The sequence below is a fragment of the Streptomyces sp. SAT1 genome (assembly GCF_001654495.1).
Classification (GTDB): domain Bacteria; phylum Actinomycetota; class Actinomycetes; order Streptomycetales; family Streptomycetaceae; genus Streptomyces; species Streptomyces andamanensis.
In genome coordinates, this window is the sequence record NZ_CP015849.1 from 1519172 (window position 1) to 1537246 (window position 18075).

16 protein-coding genes are annotated in these 18075 nt (G+C 73.1%); 9 read left to right on the top strand and 7 right to left on the bottom strand.

The annotated features are described in order from the left end of the window. Nucleotides 1-91: 91 nt before the first annotated feature. Complete coding sequence (locus A8713_RS06645) at nucleotides 92-784, top strand: FadR/GntR family transcriptional regulator (RefSeq protein WP_064532130.1); 693 nt, start codon at nucleotides 92-94, stop codon at nucleotides 782-784. 167 nt (nucleotides 785-951) lie between these two features. Here A8713_RS06645 and fabI read toward each other — a convergent pair whose 3' ends face one another. After that, nucleotides 952-1719, bottom strand: a complete 768-nt coding sequence (gene fabI / locus A8713_RS06650; protein ID WP_064532132.1) for an enoyl-ACP reductase FabI — start codon at nucleotides 1717-1719, stop codon at nucleotides 952-954. A gap of 5 nt (nucleotides 1720-1724) precedes the next feature. Then, nucleotides 1725-2429: a 3-oxoacyl-[acyl-carrier-protein] reductase gene (fabG, locus tag A8713_RS06655; RefSeq protein WP_018567714.1), complete on the bottom strand. Its 705-nt coding sequence runs from the start codon at nucleotides 2427-2429 to the stop codon at nucleotides 1725-1727. Between the two features lie 230 nt (nucleotides 2430-2659). Between fabG and A8713_RS06660 the strand changes: the two genes are divergently transcribed. The 3 genes from A8713_RS06660 to tyrS all read left to right on the top strand — a co-directional run bounded on the left by A8713_RS06660 (nucleotide 2660) and on the right by tyrS (nucleotide 7083). Further along, nucleotides 2660-4222, top strand: coding sequence for a TldD/PmbA family protein (locus A8713_RS06660; protein WP_385498080.1), 1563 nt, complete (start codon nucleotides 2660-2662; stop codon nucleotides 4220-4222). Nucleotides 4223-4305: 83 nt separating this feature from the next. Continuing rightward, nucleotides 4306-5700, top strand: a complete 1395-nt coding sequence (locus tag A8713_RS06665) for a metallopeptidase TldD-related protein (RefSeq protein WP_064532136.1) — start codon at nucleotides 4306-4308, stop codon at nucleotides 5698-5700. 114 nt (nucleotides 5701-5814) lie between these two features. Next, entirely contained in the window at nucleotides 5815-7083 is a 1269-nt protein-coding gene (tyrS, locus tag A8713_RS06670; protein WP_064532138.1) for a tyrosine--tRNA ligase, read from the top strand. 63 nt (nucleotides 7084-7146) lie between these two features. On the opposite strand, the gene A8713_RS06675 is transcribed toward tyrS, so the two are convergent. Next, nucleotides 7147-7434 carry a GlsB/YeaQ/YmgE family stress response membrane protein gene (locus A8713_RS06675; protein WP_064532140.1) on the bottom strand — a complete coding sequence of 96 codons (288 nt, stop codon included), beginning with the start codon at nucleotides 7432-7434 and terminating at the stop codon, nucleotides 7147-7149. A gap of 241 nt (nucleotides 7435-7675) precedes the next feature. Here A8713_RS06675 and A8713_RS34880 point away from each other — a divergent pair, with 241 nt between their 5' ends. Together A8713_RS34880 and A8713_RS06685 are read left to right on the top strand one after the other, a co-directional pair. Then, entirely contained in the window at nucleotides 7676-8245 is a 570-nt protein-coding gene (locus A8713_RS34880; protein ID WP_064532141.1) for a DUF3099 domain-containing protein, read from the top strand. A gap of 222 nt (nucleotides 8246-8467) precedes the next feature. Then, nucleotides 8468-8689, top strand: coding sequence for a hypothetical protein (locus A8713_RS06685; RefSeq protein ID WP_064532142.1), 222 nt, complete (start codon nucleotides 8468-8470; stop codon nucleotides 8687-8689). A gap of 66 nt (nucleotides 8690-8755) precedes the next feature. On the opposite strand, the gene moaA is transcribed toward A8713_RS06685, so the two are convergent. From moaA to A8713_RS06700, 3 genes are all read right to left on the bottom strand, one after another. Then, complete coding sequence (gene moaA / locus A8713_RS06690) at nucleotides 8756-9745, bottom strand: GTP 3',8-cyclase MoaA (RefSeq protein ID WP_064532144.1); 990 nt, start codon at nucleotides 9743-9745, stop codon at nucleotides 8756-8758. Between the two features lie 304 nt (nucleotides 9746-10049). Beyond that, entirely contained in the window at nucleotides 10050-11690 is a 1641-nt protein-coding gene (locus A8713_RS06695; RefSeq protein WP_064532146.1) for a solute symporter family protein, read from the bottom strand. Next, complete coding sequence (locus A8713_RS06700) at nucleotides 11687-12043, bottom strand: DUF485 domain-containing protein (protein ID WP_064532148.1); 357 nt, start codon at nucleotides 12041-12043, stop codon at nucleotides 11687-11689. The genes A8713_RS06695 and A8713_RS06700 overlap by 4 nt, the downstream gene beginning before the upstream one ends. 541 nt (nucleotides 12044-12584) lie before the next feature. Here A8713_RS06700 and A8713_RS06705 point away from each other — a divergent pair. Both A8713_RS06705 and A8713_RS06710 read left to right on the top strand, forming a co-directional pair. Continuing rightward, nucleotides 12585-14117, top strand: a complete 1533-nt coding sequence (locus tag A8713_RS06705) for a S8 family serine peptidase (RefSeq protein WP_064532150.1) — start codon at nucleotides 12585-12587, stop codon at nucleotides 14115-14117. A gap of 118 nt (nucleotides 14118-14235) precedes the next feature. Beyond that, complete coding sequence (locus tag A8713_RS06710; RefSeq protein WP_064532152.1) at nucleotides 14236-15702, top strand: CoA transferase; 1467 nt, start codon at nucleotides 14236-14238, stop codon at nucleotides 15700-15702. 429 nt (nucleotides 15703-16131) lie between these two features. On the opposite strand, the gene A8713_RS06715 is transcribed toward A8713_RS06710, so the two are convergent. Further along, entirely contained in the window at nucleotides 16132-16842 is a 711-nt protein-coding gene (locus A8713_RS06715; RefSeq protein ID WP_064532154.1) for a VIT1/CCC1 transporter family protein, read from the bottom strand. Between the two features lie 202 nt (nucleotides 16843-17044). Between A8713_RS06715 and A8713_RS06720 the strand changes: the two genes are divergently transcribed. Further along, entirely contained in the window at nucleotides 17045-18031 is a 987-nt protein-coding gene (locus tag A8713_RS06720; protein WP_079158859.1) for a DEDDh family exonuclease, read from the top strand. Nucleotides 18032-18075: the final 44 nt, after the last annotated feature.

Below are 18075 nucleotides of genomic sequence, written 5' to 3' on the forward strand. Positions count from 1 at the left end.
GAGGCCCATCATAGAATGATGGGATGATTAGCTGTCCAGTCCGTCCACAGCCCGGGGCACCCGTCCCGGTCCCCGCGTGCGAAGGTGAGCCATGCCTCTGAGCCATCCCCGCCGCTCGGCCCTGTCCGAGCAGGTCATCGCCGCGTTGCGGAGCCAGATCACCTCCGGGGAGTGGCCGGTCGGCTCCCGCATCCCGACCGAGCCCGAACTGGTCGAGCAGCTCGGCGTGGCCCGCAACACCGTCCGTGAGGCGGTCCGGGCCCTCGCCCACAACGGTCTGCTGGACATCCGCCAGGGGTCCGGCACCTACGTGGTGGCCACCAGTGAGCTGGCGGGGGTGATGCAGCGCCGGTTCGCCGGGGCGGATCCCCGGCACTTCGCCGAGCTGCGCTCCACGCTGGAGTCGGCCGCGGCGAAGCTGGCCGCCGAGCGGCGCGGCGAGAAGGACCTCAAGCAGCTCGACGCCCTGCTGGTGCGGCGCGAGGAGGCCTGGGAGAGCGGCGACGCGGAGGCGTTCGTGGCCGCGGACGCGACCTTCCACCTGGCGGTGGTTGCCGCCTCGCACAACGACGTCATGACGGCGATGTACGCCGACCTCGGCGAGGTCACCCGGGACGCGCTGCGCGCGGACGTGGGCGCGGAGCTGACCCCGCGGGCGTACATGGACCACGCCCGGCTGGTCGACGCGATCCGCGCGGGCGACGCGGAGGCCGCCGCCGCCGAGGCCGCGAGCTATCCGTTCCAGTGCGCTCCGGGCCGGTTCGGTCCGCCCGCGCGCGCCTGATCCGCACCGGACCGCACACGCCTGATCCGCACCGGGCGGGCCACCCGCCGGACGGACGGGCGGGCGACGCGGAGGGGCCCGCACCCCTGGCGGGTGCGGGCCCCTCGGACGTACAGCGGCCGGTGTGACGGCCGTACGGCGACCGCCCGGTCCGGTCCGGTCCGGACTCAGGCGCCGATGGCGTGCAGTCCGCCGTCCACGTGGACGATCTCGCCGGTGGTCTTCGGGAACCAGTCGCTCAGCAGGGCGACGATGCCGCGGCCGGCCGGCTCCGGGTCCTTCAGGTCCCACTCCAGCGGGGAACGGGAGTCCCACACGGCGGCGAGGTCGCTGAAGCCCGGGATGGACTTGGCGGCCATGGAGCCGAGCGGCCCGGCGGAGACGAGGTTGCAGCGGATGTTCTGCTTGCCCAGGTCCCGCGCGATGTAGCGGCTGGTGGCCTCCAGGGCGGCCTTGGCCGGGCCCATCCAGTCGTACTGCGGCCAGGCGAACTGCGCGTCGAAGGTGAGGCCGACGACCGAGCCGCCGTTCTGCATCAGCGGCAGGCAGGCCATGGTCAGCGCCTTCAGGGAGTACGCCGAGACGTGCATGGCCGTGGCGACCGACTCGAACGGCGTGTTCAGGAAGTTGCCGCCGAGCGCGTCCTGCGGGGCGAAGCCGATGGAGTGCACGACGCCGTCCAGGCCGCCCAGCTCCTCGCCGACGACGTCGGCCAGGCGCGCGAGGTGCTCCTCGTTGGTGACGTCCAGCTCGATGACCTTGGTGGGCTTCGGCAGCTTCTTGGCGATGCGCTCGGTCAGCGTGGGCCGCGGGAACGCGGTCAGGATGACCTCGGCGCCCTGCTCCTGGGCCAGCTTCGCGGCGTGGAAGGCGATGGACGCCTCCGTCAGCACACCGGTGATCAGGACGCGCTTGCCCTCGAGAATTCCGCTCATGGTGTTCAGTGACCCATTCCCAGTCCGCCGTCAACGGGGATGACGGCTCCAGTGATGTACGAGGCGTCGTCCGAGGCGAGGAAGCGCACCGCGGCGGCGATCTCCTCCGGCTGCGCGTACCGGCCGAGCGGCACCTGCGCCATGATGTTCTCGCGCTGCTCGTCATTGAGCGCCCGGGTCATGTCCGTGTCGACGAAACCGGGGGCGACGACGTTGAAGGTGATGTTGCGCGAGCCCAGCTCGCGGGCGAGGGAGCGCGCGAAGCCGACCAGGCCGGCCTTGGAGGCGGCGTAGTTGGCCTGCCCCGCGGAACCGAGCAGTCCGACGACCGAGGAGATCAGGACGACCCGGCCCTTCTTGGCGCGCAGCATGCCGCGGTTGGCGCGCTTGACGACCCGGAAGGTGCCCGTGAGGTTGGTGTCGACGACCGTGGCGAAGTCCTCCTCGGTCATGCGCATCAGGAGCTGGTCCTTGGTGACGCCCGCGTTGGCGACCAGGACCTCGACCGTGCCCTGCTGGGCCTCGATCTCCTTGTAGGCCTGCTCCACCTGCTCGGGGTCGGTGATGTCGCATTTGACCGCGAGGAAGCCGGCCGGCGGCTCCCCGGACCGGTACGTGATGGCTACGTTGTCACCGGCATCGGCGAACGCGCGGGCGATGGCGAGGCCGATGCCCCGGTTGCCTCCGGTGACGAGAACCGAGCGGCTCAACGGATCACCCTTTCCTAGCGGTCTCTATCGTTCCGACAGCACACCCGCGCCCCGCCGACGACGGGCGGCGGCAGGCGATGACAGGCGGCTTCATCCGAAAACCTATCGGTAGGGCCGCTACGGCGGACAATCGGGCACCGACAGTGGCAGGGGGGCCGCTCTGTCGAGTCCCTACAGAAAGCGGCGGACTCGACCGGCAAACGTGTGGTCCGCGGCGCCGCCCGCGCGACATGATCGGTCCGACAGGCGACGAGAGCAGGGAGACCCCCGTGCCACATACGATCGACGAGGCCTTCACCGCCCTTCCGCTGCGCGCGCTGGCCGACGCCGCCCTCGCACGCGCGCGTGCGCTGGGCGCGGAGCACGCGGACTTCCGGTGCGAGCGGGTGCGCAGCGCGTCCCGGCGGCTGCGGGACGCGCGGCCGGCCGGGGCGTCGGACACCACCGACCTGGGGTACGCGGTGCGGGTGGTGCACGGCGGGGCGTGGGGCTTCGCGTCCGGCGTGGACCTGAGCATGGACGCCGCCGCCAAGGTCGCCTCGCAGGCGGTGGAGATGGCGAAGCTGTCCGCGCGGGTGATCGCCGCGGCCGGTTCCGAGGAGCGGGTGGAGCTGGCGGCGGAGCCCGTGCACGCCGAGCGGACCTGGGTGTCCTCGTACGAGATCGACCCCTTCGCGGTGCCGGACGAGGAGAAGTCGGCGCTGCTGGCCGACTGGAGCGCGCGGCTGCTCGCGGCGGACGGCGTGGACCATGTGGACGCCTCGCTGGTGGCCGTGCACGAGAACAAGTTCTATGCCGACACCGCGGGCACCGTGACCACGCAGCAGCGGGTGCGGCTGCATCCGCAGCTGACGGCCGTGTCGGTGGACGCCGCCAGCGGGGAGTTCGACTCGATGCGGACGCTGGCGCCGCCGGTGGGCCGCGGCTGGGAGTATCTGACCGGGACCGGCTGGGACTGGGCGGACGAGCTGGAGCGGATCCCCGCCCTGCTCGCCGAGAAGATGCGGGCGCCGAGTGTCGAGGCGGGCGTCTACGACCTGGTCGTCGACCCGTCCAACCTGTGGCTGACCATCCACGAGTCCGTCGGGCACGCCACCGAGCTGGACCGGGCGCTCGGCTACGAGGCCGCCTACGCCGGCACCTCCTTCGCCACCTTCGACCGGCTCGGCAAGCTGCGCTACGGCTCCGAGCTGATGAACGTCACCGGTGACCGCACCGCCGAGCACGGCCTGGCCACCGTCGGCTACGACGACGAGGGGGTCGCCGCGCAGTCCTGGGACCTGGTGAAGGACGGGACGCTGGTGGGCTACCAGCTGGACCGCAGGATCGCGCGGCTGACCGGGTTCGAGCGGTCCAACGGCTGCGCGTACGCCGACTCCCCCGGGCACGTCCCGGTGCAGCGCATGGCGAACGTGTCGCTGCGCCCGGACCCGGCGGGCATGTCGACGGAGGACCTGATCGGCGGCGTCGAGCGGGGCATCTACGTGGTCGGGGACCGGTCGTGGTCGATCGACATGCAGCGCTACAACTTCCAGTTCACCGGGCAGCGGTTCTTCCGGATCGAGAACGGGCGGCTGGCCGGGCAGCTGCGGGACGTGGCCTACCAGGCGACCACCACCGACTTCTGGGGGTCCATGGCCGCGGTGGGCGGGCCGCAGACGTACGTCCTGGGCGGCGCCTTCAACTGCGGCAAGGCCCAGCCGGGCCAGATCGCGGCCGTCTCCCACGGCTGCCCCTCGGCCCTCTTCAAGGGCGTCAACATCCTGAACACCACCCAGGAGGCCGGTCGATGAACGCCGACCGCACCACCTGCCGGGGGTCCGGGGGTCGCCCCCCCGGGCAAGCACAGCCTGAACACCACCCAGGAGGCCGGCCGATGAGCCCGCGTACGAGCAAGCCGCACGAGATCGTCGAGCGGGCCCTGGCCCTGTCCCGGGCCGACGGGTGCGTGGTCATCGCGGACGAGGAGTCGAGCGCCAATCTGCGCTGGGCGGGCAACGCGCTCACCACGAACGGTGTCACGCGCGGGCGCACGCTCACCGTCGTCGCCACGGTCGACGGCCGGGAGGGCACCGCCTCGGGTGTCGTGTCACGGTCGGCCGTCACCGCGGACGAGCTGGAGCCGCTGGTGCGGGCCGCCGAGGCCGCCGCCCGCGCGGCCGGGCCCGCCGAGGACGCGCAGCCGCTGGTCGCGGACGTGCCGGTGGCCGCCGACTTCACCGAGGCGCCCGCCGAGACCTCCTCGGCGGTGTTCGCGGACTTCGCGCCCGCCCTCGGGGAGTCGTTCGCCCGCGCGCGTGCCGGTGGCCGCGAGCTGTACGGCTTCGCCAGCCACGAGCTGGTGTCCACCTACCTGGGCACGTCGACGGGGCTGCGGCTGCGGCACGACCAGCCCAGCGGCACGCTGGAGCTGAACGCCAAGAGCCCCGACCGTACGCGCTCGGCCTGGACGGGCCGGGCCACCCGGGACTTCAAGGACGTCGACCCGGCGGCGCTCGACGCGGAGCTGGCCGTACGGCTCGGCTGGGCGCAGCGGCGCGTGGAGCTGCCCGCGGGGCGCTACGAGACGCTGCTGCCGCCGACCGCGGTCGCCGACCTGCTCATCTACCAGATCTGGTCCGCGTCGGGCCGGGACGCCGCCGAGGGGCGGACCGTGTTCTCCCGGCCCGGCGGCGGCACCCGGATCGGTGACCGGCTCAGCGAACTGCCGCTGACCCTGCGCAGCGATCCGGCCGAGCCGGGCCTCCAGTGCGCGCCCTTCGTCGTCGCGCACTCCTCCGGCGGCGACCAGTCGGTGTTCGACAACGGGCTGCCGGTACGGCCGGTGCGCTGGATCGGCGACGGGCACCTGGAGCATCTGCTGACCACCCGGCACAGCGCGGGCCTGACCGGGCTGCCCGTGGCGCCGTCGGCCGGGAACCTGATCCTGGACGGCGGCGGGGACCGCTCGCTGGAGGAGATGGTCGCCGGGACTGCGCGCGGCCTGCTGCTGACCTGCCTGTGGTACATCCGCGAGGTGGACCCGGCGACGCTGCTGCTGACGGGGCTGACCCGGGACGGCGTGTACCTGGTCGAGGACGGCGAGGTGACGGGCGAGGTCAACAACTTCCGGTTCAACGAGTCGCCGGTGGACCTGCTGGGCCGGGCGACGGAGGCCGGGCGCACCGAGCGGACGCTGCCGCGGGAGTGGGGCGACTGGTTCACCCGGGCCGCCATGCCGCCGCTGCGCGTCCCGGATTTCAACATGAGCTCTGTCAGTCAGGGCGTATAACCTCGTAGGCGGCTGTCACCCGACCGCCGGGGACGCGGTGCGCCGGCCAGCGGTGCCACCGGCCGCGCAGCACATCATCTACGAGCAGCACATCATCTAGGAGACACGAGAACCGTGACGGACATCGTCGACGAGCTGAAGTGGCGTGGGCTGTTCGCCCTGTCCACCGACGAGGACGCTTTGCGCAAGGCGCTCGCGGACGGTCCCGTCACGTTCTATTGCGGCTTCGACCCGACCGCGCCGTCGCTGCACGTGGGGCATCTGGTGCAGGTGCTCACCGTGCGCAGGCTCCAGCAGGCCGGACACCGGCCGCTGGCCCTGGTCGGCGGCGCGACCGGCCTGATCGGCGACCCCCGCCCGACCGCCGAGCGCACGCTGAACTCGCCGGAGACGGTGGCCGGCTGGGTGCAGAAGCTGCGCCGCCAGATCGAGCCGTTCCTGTCCTTCGAGGGCGAGAACGCCGCGGTCATGGTGAACAACCTGGACTGGACCGAGGGCCTGTCCGCGATCGAGTTCCTGCGGGACATCGGCAAGCACTTCCGGGTCAACAAGATGCTGACGAAGGACTCGGTGGCCCGCCGTCTGGAGTCCGACCAGGGCATCAGCTACACCGAGTTCAGCTACCAGCTCCTCCAGGGCATGGACTTCCTCCAGCTCTACCGGCGCCACGGCTGCACGCTCCAGCAGGGCGGCAGCGACCAGTGGGGCAACCTCACGGCGGGCCTGGACCTGATCCACCGGCTGGAGCCGGAGGCGAGCGTGCACGCGCTGGCGACGCCGCTGATGACCAAGGCGGACGGCACCAAGTTCGGCAAGACCGAGGGCGGCGCCGTCTGGCTGGACCCGGAGCTGACCACGCCGTACGCGTTCTACCAGTTCTGGCTGAACGTGGACGACCGGGACATCTCCAAGTACTCGCGGATCCTGTCCTTCCGCTCCCGGGCCGAGCTGGAGGAGCTGGAGCGGCAGACCGAGGAGCGGCCGCAGGCGCGGGCCGCGCAGCGGGCGCTGGCCGAGGAGCTGACGACGCTGGTGCACGGCGCCGACCAGACGGCCGCCGTGATCGCCGCGTCCAGGGCGCTGTTCGGCCAGGGCGAGCTGGCGGAGCTGGACGAGCGGACGCTGACCGCGGCGCTGTCCGAGGTGCCGCACATCGAGGTCGCCGAGCCGGCCCAGGTCGTCGACCTGTTCGCCGAGGTCGGCCTGGTGCCCAGCAAGTCGGCCGCCCGCCGCACGGTCAAGGAGGGCGGCGCCTACGTGAACAACGTGAAGATCACCGCCGAGGACGCCGTGCCGTCCCGCGAGGACCTGCTGCACGGCCGGTGGCTGGTGCTGCGCCGGGGCAAGAAGAACCTGGCCGCGGTCGAGGTCACCGGGGGCTGACGGGCGAACGTGCCGCGGGGGCGGTTCCCCGGACCTCGGGTCCCGGGAACCGCCCCGCGCGTCTCACGCCCGTTCGCGGCGCCGGTGCTTGTTGCCCCACAGCGCCATGTACAGCATGTCGCCGACGAAGACGATGATGATCGCGGCGACGAGCTGGAAGATGTGCCGGGTCCAGTCGATGCCGCGGGTGGACGCGACACCGGCCGCCCGTGCGACCGCGTTGCCCGCGATGGCGCCGAGCATGCCGAAGATGGTGGTCAGCCAGAGCGGACTGTGCTGCTTTCCGGGAATGACCGCCTTGGCGATCAGGCCGAGCACGAAACCCACGATGATCGCCCACAACCAGCCCATGGCTGCCTCCTCGTCCCGCTCGACATGAGCATCACCGCCAGTGTCGGCCGGTCCACCCTGCGGCGCACCTCGAACACCGCCGCCCGGGTCGTTCGCGCAGGCAGAAGGGCGCCCCGGCCTCGTCGGCGCGGTGCCCGCGGCGTACCGTGGACGTCGAGGAAGTGCGGGCCGGTGTCCCCGACCGGCCGGGAGCCGGAACGGGCCGGGGGACTGTCCGATGCGGGCGAATGGTGGAAATGCGATGCGCAAGCAGCATGGCGGTGGCGGCGCCGAGGTGTTCCGGATCACGGGAGCCCGCACGGGCCTCCAGGAGGACGTGCGCGGCCGGCAGCGCCGGTACGTCATCTCCATGGCGGTCCGTACGGTGGCGGTTCTGCTCGCGGTGGTGCTGTGGGACGTCCAGCGGTACGTGGCGATCGTGGCCCTGGTGCTCGGCGCGGCGCTGCCCTACATCGCCGTGGTGATCGCCAACGCCGGGCGGGAGAACGCGCCGCGGCTGCCGTCGACGTTCGTGACCGCACCGCTGAAGCCGATGATCTCGCCGCCGCGCACGGCGCAGGACGGCGGACGGGACAGCGCCCAGGACGGCACTCGGAGCGGCACCCGGGGCGGCACCCGGGGCGGCGCACGCGACAGCGCTCAGGGCGGCACGCGGAGCGGCACCGGGGACGGCGCGGGCGGTGGTCCGCGGGACGGCGCGCACGGCGCCTTCGGGAGCGACGACTTGACGCAGTCCGCCGCCGGGGACACGGCGCGTGATCCGGCGGCGGGCGCGGCCGGATCCGCGCGGGAGCACCGCGACGGGCTGTGACCGGCGGCGTTCCCCGACGGGCGGGCCGGGAGGTGGTCCGTTTCAGGCGAATCTCAATAAATGCTCAAGATCAATCGTGTTGTTCCGGTCCCGGGCGACGGGTCTCCCGTGACATACTTCGTACGCGCTCCGCATCCCCCGTCGGAGCGACGGACCGACGCCGGGCAGCTCCCCCCGTGGCTGCTCGGCGTCGCCTTGTGTGCAGTGGCTGTGAGACGAACTGTGAGTGACGAGACCGCCCCGATCTGCTCCGCCAAGGGCTGCCGTGCCGCCGCCGTGTGGGTGCTGGCCTGGAACAATCCGAAGATCCACACGCCGGAGCGGCGCAAGACCTGGCTGGCGTGCGAGGAGCACCGGGAGCATCTGTCGCAGTTCCTCGGTGTGCGCGGGTTCCTGAAGGACGTGGTCGCGCTGGCCGAGTGGCAGGCGGCGCACGAGAGCTGAGCCCTTCGGCTCCCTCCGGGCTCCCCCTGAGGCCCTGCGGCGGGCGGGCTGTGCGGTCCGGCCCGGTCAGCCGCCGATCGCGGACATCGGCCGGTCCGGCTGGACGAACGACGGGTCGTCCAGGCCCGCGCCCGCCTTCTTGCCCCACATCGCCACCCGCCACAGACGGGCGATCTCCTCGTCGGGGGCGTCCGAGCGCAGGGCCGCGCGCAGATCGGTCTCCTCGGTGGCGAACAGACAGGTGCGTATCTGCCCGTCGGCGGTCAGACGGGTGCGGTCGCAGGCGGCGCAGAACGGGCGGGTGACGGAGGCGATGACCCCCACCCGGTGCGGGCCGCCGTCGACGGTCCAGCGCTCGGCGGGCGCCGCGCCGCGCGCGTCGACGCCCTCGGCGGTCAGCTCGAAGCGGGTGCGCAGGGAGGCCAGGATGTCGGCCGCGGTGACCATGCCCTCGCGCTTCCAGCCGTGCTGGGCGTCCAGGGGCATCTGCTCGATGAACCGCAGTTCGTAGTCGTGCTCCATGGCCCAGGCCAGCAGGTCCGGGGCCTCGTCGGCGTTCAGCCCCGGCATCAGGACGGAGTTCACCTTCACCGGGGTCAGGTCCGCCTCGCGGGCGGCCAGCAGGCCGTCGAGGACGTCGCGGTGGCGGTCGCGGCGGGTGAGGGTCTTGAAGACATCGGGGCGCAGGGTGTCCAGGGAGACGTTGACCCGGTCGAGGCCCGCCGCCTTCAGGGCCGCCGCGGTGCGCCGCAGGCCGATGCCGTTGGTGGTGAGGGACATCTGGGGGCGCGGCTCCAGCGCGGCGACGCGTTCCACGATGCCCACCAGGCCGGGGCGCAGCAGTGGCTCGCCGCCGGTGAAGCGGACCTCCTCGATGCCCAGGGAGGTGACCGCGATGCCGATCAGCCGGACGATCTCGTCGTCGGTGAGCAGATCGGGCTTGGCCAGCCACTGCAGGCCCTCCTCGGGCATGCAGTACGTGCAGCGGAGATTGCACCGGTCGGTCAGCGAGACCCTCAGGTCGGTGGCGACCCGGCCGTAGGTGTCGATGAGCACGTGGGCCCCCTCCCTCGTCGCGTGTCGGCGGACCGGCGGATCCTTCGGCGGCGGTGGCGTCCAGCTTTCCCGTCGAGCTTTCCCGTCGATCTCTTCTTCCTTCACCTGCGAGCCTACGTGACCGGACCGACAGCGACACCGGTCCCGATCCCACGACGTGCGCGGCGGCCGTGTCGTAGGTCTCTACGATCCCCACAGCACGGCCGCCGGGCCGGGGTACGCCCCTGATGTGGTCCGGGGCGTACCCGGGTGCGCGGACGCGGGTGTCGGCGCCCTCGCGTCAGTGCGCTCGTGTGCGCTCGTGTCAGTGCGCTCCGGTGCCCGTCAGGGAGCGGACCTCCAGTTCCGCGTACTTGGCGGGGTCCGGCTTCTCCTTGGACAGCAGGGTGCCGGCCGCGCCCAGCAGGAAGCCGACCGGGATGGAGATGAGGCCCGGGTTCTCCAGCGGGAACCAGTGGAAGTCGACGTCCGGGAACATCGACGTGGGCTTGCCGGAGACCACCGGGGAGAACAGCACCAGGCCCACGGCGGTGACCAGGCCGCCGTAGATCGACCACAGGGCGCCCGCGGTGGTGAACCGCTTCCAGAACAGGCTGTAGAGGATCGTGGGCAGGTTGGCGGAGGCGGCCACCGCGAAGGCGAGGGCGACGAGGCCGGCCACGTTCAGGTCGCGGGCGAGGGCGCCCAGGACGATGGAGACCGCGCCGACGCCGACGGTCGCCCAGCGGGCGGCGCCCAGTTCCTGCTTCTCGGTGGCCCGGCCCTTCTTGATGACGTTGGCGTAGATGTCGTGGGCGAAGGAGGAGGACGAGGCCAGGGTGAGGCCCGCGACGACGGCGAGGATCGTGGCGAAGGCGACCGCGGAGATGGAGGCCAGCAGGATGGCACCCCAGTCGGAGTCCACTCCCCCGAGGTGCAGCGCGAGCAGCGGGGCCGCGGTGTTGCCCGCCTTGTTGGAGCCGATGATCTCGTCCGGCTTGATGAGCGCGGCGGCGCCGAAGCCGAGCGCGAGGGTCATCAGGTAGAAGACGCCGATCAGGCCGATCGCCCAGAGCACGGACTTGCGGGCGGCCTTGGCGGTGGGGACGGTGTAGAAGCGGATCAGGATGTGCGGCAGTCCGGCGGTGCCGAGCACCAGGGCGATGCCGAGCGAGAGGAAGTCCAGCTTGGTGGTGCCGCTCGCGCCGTACTTCAGTCCGGGCTCCAGGAAGGCGGCGCCCTTGCCGCTGTTGTCGGCGGCGCGGCCGAGCAGGTCGGAGATGTTGAAGTCGAACTTCAGCAGCACCAGGAAGGTCAGCAGGACCGCGCCCACCATGAGCAGCACGGCCTTGACCATCTGGACCCAGGTGGTGCCCTTCATGCCGCCGATGGTGACGTAGACGATCATCAGTACGCCGACCAGGGCGACGATGCCGATCTTGCCGGCGTCGCTGGTGATGCCGAGCAGCAGGGAGACCAGGACACCGGCGCCCGCCATCTGGGCCAGCAGGTAGAAGATCGAGACGACGATCGTGGAGGTGCCCGCCGCGGTGCGCACCGGGCGCTGGCGCATGCGGTACGCCAGGACGTCGCCCATGGTGTAGCGGCCGGAGTTGCGCAGCGGTTCGGCGACCAGGAGCAGCGCGACCAGCCAGGCGACCAGGAAGCCGATGGAGTACAGGAAGCCGTCGTAGCCGAAGAGGGCGATGGCGCCGGCGATGCCGAGGAAGGACGCGGCGGACATGTAGTCGCCGGAGACGGCGAGTCCGTTCTGGAAGCCGGTGAACTGCCGTCCGCCCGCGTAGAAGTCGGCGGCGTCCTTGGTCTGGCGGCCGGCCCACACGGTGATGACGAGGGTCGCGGCGACGAACACCGAGAACAGCGTGACGATCAGGGTCCGGTGCTCGCTCGCGGCGCCGCCCGCGGCCAGCAGGGTGTGGGCCGCGGGATATGTCGCGGGGCTCATGCGCCGCCCTCCATCCGGGACTTGATCTCCTGCGCCTGGGGGTCGAGCTTCGCCGCGGCATGCCGCGCGTACCACCAGGCGATGAGGAACGTGGTGAGGAACTGGGCGAGTCCGAGGGCGAGGGCGACGTTGATGTTGCCGAAGAGGCGGGTGCCCATGAAGCCGCCCGCGTAGTTGGACAGCAGCACGTAGAGCAGGTACCAGGCGATGAAGGCGATGGTCAGCGGGAAGGCGAACGAGCGGTGGGAGCGGCGCAGTTCACCGAACTCGGCGCTCTGGGCCACCGTGGTGAACTCCTGGGCGGAGGGAAGGGGCGCCCCGGTCTTCGGGGGTGGCGGTGTCTCGGTGGCCACGTCTGTCTCCTCGGTGCGGATCTCGTGTGCGGATACGGAGGTTCGCGGATGGTGCGACGGGGGCTCGATCGTGCTCGGACCCCCTGTCCGAGGTCCACGGCGCCACGCGAGGTCCGGTTCAAGTCCTATGAGTTCTTCCGGCAAGTGGCCTTGGACAAGTCATGACCCACTCATTGCTGGCCGGTGAGGTGGCGGGATAGTTTCGCCCTGCACCACCCGTCATGTACCTGCCCGAGCCGTACCCGTGGCTCGGGCGGTGCCGTGCCCGGAGATGGGGAGATCCCTTGGTCCGTCCGCGTTCCGGACGCCGGCCGACGCCGGCGGTCCGGCCGGTGCCCGTCCCGGCCGCCGTGTCCGGCGTCCGTACGGACCCGGCGCCGGCGGCGTCCGGTGTCCGCCGCGCGGTCCGGGCCGCGGGCCCGCGCACGCCGGCCCGCGCCGTCAACACCGGCGCGAGCCGTCACCCTCGCGGCAGCCACCCGGGCACGACTCGCGCACCGCTGCACCCATGCCACCGCGAACACACTGGAGAGACAGACACATGACAGCGTCTCAGCCGCGCGCTCGCCGCGTCCTCGCCCTTCCGCTCGGTATGGCCATGGCCGGTGCCCTGGCCTTCCTGCCGGGCACCACCGCCTCGGCGACCCCGGCCGCGCCCGCCGCCGGCACCGCACAGGCGGACGCGACCTCGCTCAGCTACGTCGTCAACGTCCGTCCCGGGTACGGAGTCCCGGCACAGGTGCGGAAGGCGATAGGCAAGGCCGGGGGCACCATAGTGACCTCCTACGACCGCATAGGCGTCGTCGTCGTCCACTCCGCGAACCCCGACTTCGCGAGAGCCGTCCGCACGGTGCGCGGCGTGGAGTCGGCCGGTGCCACGCGCACGGCGCCGCTGCCCGCCCAGTCGACCACCGACACCGGCACCCCGACGCCGCTCACCGCCGCCCAGCTGGCCGGTGCGGGGACCCGGGCCGCCGCCGGGCAGGACCCGCTGGAGCCGTTGCAGTGGGACCTGCCCGCCATCAAGGCGGACAAGGCGCACCAGAAGACGCTCGGCAGTTCCAGGGTCACGGTCGGCGTCATCGACACCGGCGTGGACGACACCCACCCCGACATCGCCCCGAACTTCGACCGCCGGGCCTCCGTCAACTGCGTCACCGGCAAGCCGGACACCGCGGACGGCGCCTGGCGGCCCAGCGCCTCCGAGAGCCCGCACGGCACCCATGTGGCCGGGGAGATCGCGGGCGCCAAGAACGGCGTCGGCATCACCGGTGTGGCGCCGGGCGTGAAGGTGGCCGGCATCAAGGTCGGCAACCCGGACGGCTTCTTCTACACGGAGGCCGTGGTGTGCGGCTTCGTGTGGGCGGCCGACCACGGGGTCGACGTCACCAACAACAGCTACTACACCGACCCCTGGTACTTCAACTGCGCCGACGACCCCGACCAGAAGGCGCTCGTCACGGCCGTCCGGCGGGCCTCGCAGTACGCGGAGCGCAAGGGCACGGTCAACGTCGCGGCGGCCGGCAACGAGAACTACGACCTCGACTCCCGCTCGATCACCGACCCGGCCTCCCCGAACGACTCCACACCGGGCAGCCGTACGGTCGACCCGCACAAGTGCTACGACATCCCGACCCAGTTGCCGGGTGTCGTCACGGTCGCGGCGACCGGTGCCAAGGGGATCAAGTCGTCGTTCTCCAACTACGGCCTCGGGGTCATCGACATCGCCGCGCCGGGCGGCGACTCGACGGCGTACCAGACGCCGCAGGCCCCGGCGACCAGCGGACTGATCCTCGGCCCGCTGCCCGGCGGCACGTGGGGCTACATGGCCGGTACGTCGATGGCGAGCCCGCACGTCGCCGGGGTGGCCGCCCTCATCAAGTCGACGCATCCGCACGCCTCGCCCGCCCTGGTCAAGGCGCTGCTGTACGCGGAGGCCGACGCCACGCCGTGCACCGACCCCTACGACATCGACGGGGACGGCAAGATCGACGCGGTGTGCAAGGGCCCGAAGAACCACAACGGCTTCTACGGCTGGGGCACGGCGAACGCGCTGGCCGCGGTGACGCGGTGACGCGGTGCTGACCGCGGTGACTCGGTGACACGGTGACTCGGTAGGCGCACCGCGCCGCCGGTGGCACTGATCGCACCCCCGGACGGGACGCACCCGTCCGGGGGTGCATAGTGCCGTCATGACCGACATCTCGTTCGCATGGTCCGCGCTGGGCGGCGATCCCGGCCTCGTGCAGCGGATCACCACGGTGGAACGGGAGGGCGCGCTCACGGCCCGCCTTCCCGTACGGGACCTGGCACGCGCGTGCGTGGGCGCCTGCGCGCTGGCCGCCGCCGAACTGGCGGCGCGGCGGGCCGCCCTCGCCGAGGTGCCCGCGGTGCGCGTCGACGACGGCGCCCTGGCGACCGCGTTCGTCAGTGAACGGCATCTGCTGATCGACGGGCGGGCGCCGGTCACCTTCGCGCCGCTGTCACGGTTCTGGCGGACCGCCGACGGCTGGGTGCGCACGCACGCCAACTACCCGCACCACCGCGCCCGGTTGCTGTCCGCGCTCGGGCTGCTGCCGTCCGGGGAGGGTCACGGCGGGAACGGGGACAGGGACGGGAACGGGGACAGGGACAGGGACGGGAACGGGGGCGGTGACCAGGACGCCCTGGTGGCCGCCGTCGCGTCCGCGCTCGCCGAGCGGTCCGCCCTCGACGTCGAGGAGGCCGTGTACGCCGCCGGCGGTCTCGCGGTGGCGCTGCGCACCCCCGAGGAGTGGGCGGCGCACCCGCAGCACGCCGAGCTGGCCGCTCGGCCCCTGGTCGAGCGCGGGCGGCTCGGTACGGCACGCGCGCGCGTGCTGCCGTCCCTCACCGGCACCCCGCTGCTGCCCGCCGCCGGAGTGCGCGTACTCGACCTGACCCGGGTCATCGCGGGTCCCGTCGCCACCCGCACGCTCGCCCTCCTCGGCGCGGACGTGCTGCGGGTGGACCCGCCGCACCTGCCCGAACTGGCCGACCAGCACGCCGACACGGGCTTCGGCAAGCGCTCGGCGGCGCTGGACCTCGCCACCGACCGGGCCGCCTTCGAGGAACTGCTCGCCGGGGCGGACGTCGTCGTCACCGGCTACCGGCCGGGTGCCCTGGGCCGGTTCGGCCTCTCCCCCGAGGCGCTGGCCGAGCGCCGGCCCGGTCTGGTCGTGGCCGAGCTGTCGGCATGGGGCGCGTACGGGCCGTGGGCGCGGCGCCGGGGCTTCGACAGCCTCGTACAGGTCGCCACCGGCATCGCGGCCGCCGAGGGCGGCGACGGGCAGCCGGGCGCGCTGCCCGCGCAGGCCCTCGACCACGGCACGGGCTATCTGCTGGCGGCGGCGGTGCTGCGGGCCCTGACCGAGCAGTCCCACGACGGCGGCGGCCGGTTCGTACGCCTGGCCCTGGCCCGGACGGCGGCCTGGCTGACGGAGGCCGCCCCCGGGGCCGCGCGGGGGCCGGAACGGGACCAGGGCGCCCCGTACGACAGTCCCGCCCCCTGGCTCGACGAGACCGACAGCCGGATCGGCAGGCTCCGCCACGCCCGGTCCCCCCTCGCCTTCACCGACGGGCCCACCACCTGGCCCCGCCCCCCGGGCCCTTGGGGCACGGACGCGCCGCACTGGAGCTGAGCGGTCGGCCCGGCACGCAACGCCTGGTGAGCCGGTACGCGGACGTGCGGGGCGCGCAGCGGGCGTCTGCTTTCCCTGGTGCCCGGTACGCGGGCGTGCCGGGCACCTGACGGGCAGCCGGATCAGCGGGCCGCGCCCCGCCCGGCCGCCCGTCACGTCACGAGCGGCGACGTCGACAGGCCACGGCACTGGGCCACTGGGGCGTGGACCGCTCCGCCGGGGTCTGGGCGGGGCGGGCGGACAGGCCGCGCCCGAGCGGGGCATCGCCGGGCGGGATGCGGGTCCCGACGACACCTCCGCACGCGCGCGTGGAGGGCGGCCGTATGCCCTGCGTCACCCGCACCCCGTCCTCGCGCGCCGCACGCGCGCGTGGAGGGTGGGTGGCTCGGCCGCGAGGGGCGGCGGGCGGCGGGGCGGACGGGCCGGGCGTCACGCCCCCGCCGCGCCGAGCAGGGCGCCCGCCGCGTAGGTGACCGCCATGGCCAGGGCGCCGCCGGCCGTGTTGCGCAGGACCGCCCGGCCGGGCCGGGCCGCGCCCAGGCGGGCGCTGCTGAAGCCGGTGAGGACGAGGGCGGCGAGGACGGAGAGGACGGTGATCGCGAGCCGCAGGCCGGGCGGCGGCAGCACGATCGCCAGCAGCGGCAGCAGCGCGCCCACCGTGAACGCCAGGAAGCTGGCCCAGGCGGCGTGCCAGGGGTTGGTGAGCGCGTCGGGGTCGATGCCCAGCTCGACGCTCGCATGGGCCTGCAGCGCGTCCCGGGCGGTGAGCTGGCGGGCCGCGTCGTGGGCCACCTCGTGCGACAGGCCGCGCGCCCGCAGCAGCTCGGTCAGCTCCCGCAGTTCGGCCTCCGGCTGCTCACGCAGTTCGCGCCGCTCCTGCGCCAGCGCGGCCCGCTCCGAGTCCCGCTGGGTGGACACCGACACGTACTCCCCCGCGGCCATCGACATCGAACCGGCCAGCAAGCCGGCCAGCCCGGCGGTGAGCAGCGCCGTACGGGAGTCCGTGGCACCGGCCACGCCGACGACCAGCCCGGCGGTGGAGACGATGCCGTCGTTCGCCCCGAGGACGGCGGCCCGCAGCCAGTTGAGGCGGGAGCCGAGCGCCCCGCCGTGCGCCTCGTCGTGCGTGGGTCCGGTCACAGCAGGGAGGATCGCACGACCGCGTCCCGGTACGGACGAACCCGGGCGGCGAGTGGCGCGCGCCCGCGCGCGGCCCCGGTGGCGCCCCTGACGCGGTCTCACCTCCGCGGTGGCCGGAACGCGCCCGCGCGCGGGCGCGTGGACGGCGTGGAGGGCACCTGCGGGACCGGGCTGTCGGTCGTGGCCCGTATCCTCATTGACCATGCTCGAAGACCGCACCCTCGCAGGGCCCTCCCCCACACCGTGGCCGGCCGCGTATCCCCGGGGATACGCGGTCGTTGACGTGGAGACCACCGGCCTGGCCCGGGACGACCGCATCATCTCCGCGGCGGTCTACCGGCTGGACGCGCGCGGCGAGGTCGAGGACCACTGGTACACGCTGGTCAATCCGGAGCGCGATCCCGGTCCGGTGTGGATCCACGGGCTGACGAGCGACGTGCTGGAGGGCGCGCCGCTCTTCGCGGACGTCGCCGAGGAGTTCGCCGCCCGGCTGGCGGACCGGGTGCTCGTCGCGCACAACGCGGTCTTCGACTGGCAGATGATCGCCCGCGAGTACGCGCGCGCGAAGAGCGAGGCGCCGGTGCGGCAGCGGCTGTGCACCATCGCGCTCTCCAAGGAGCTGGGGCTGCCCCTGCCGAACCACAAGCTGGAGTCGCTGGCCGCGCACTTCGGCGTGGTGCAGCAGCGGGCGCACCACGCGCTGGACGACGCCCGGGTCCTGGCGGAGGCGTTCCGGCCGAGTCTGCGGGCCGCGGCGGCGGGCGGTGTCCGGCTGCCGCTGCTAGAGTGCCGGCCGCTGACGGAGTGGTCGGACCGGCCGGTGCCCCGGCAGCAGTCGGGCGGCTACGGCGGCTACCGCGCGGGGAGTTGGCGCCCGTCCCGCAAGAGGCCCGCGTGCCCCCACCCCAACCCGGGGCGCTATGAAGCGGGCAAACGACTCAAACAGGGCATGCGGGTGGCTTTCTCCGGTGACACCTCCGTCGAACGCGACCTCCTGGAGGACCGCGCCACCGAGGCCGGACTGCATGTCGCCACCAGCCTGTCCCGGCTGACCAGCCTGCTCGTCACCAACGACCCGGACTCGGGCACGTCGAAGACGGCCAAGGCCCGGCAGTACGGCACACCGGTGGTCGACGAGGCGGCGTTCGGGCAGCTCCTGCGGGACGTGGAGCCCGCGGACGGCGACTGACGGCGTACGGGTGATTGGCGGCGTACGGGTGATTGCCGGGCGAC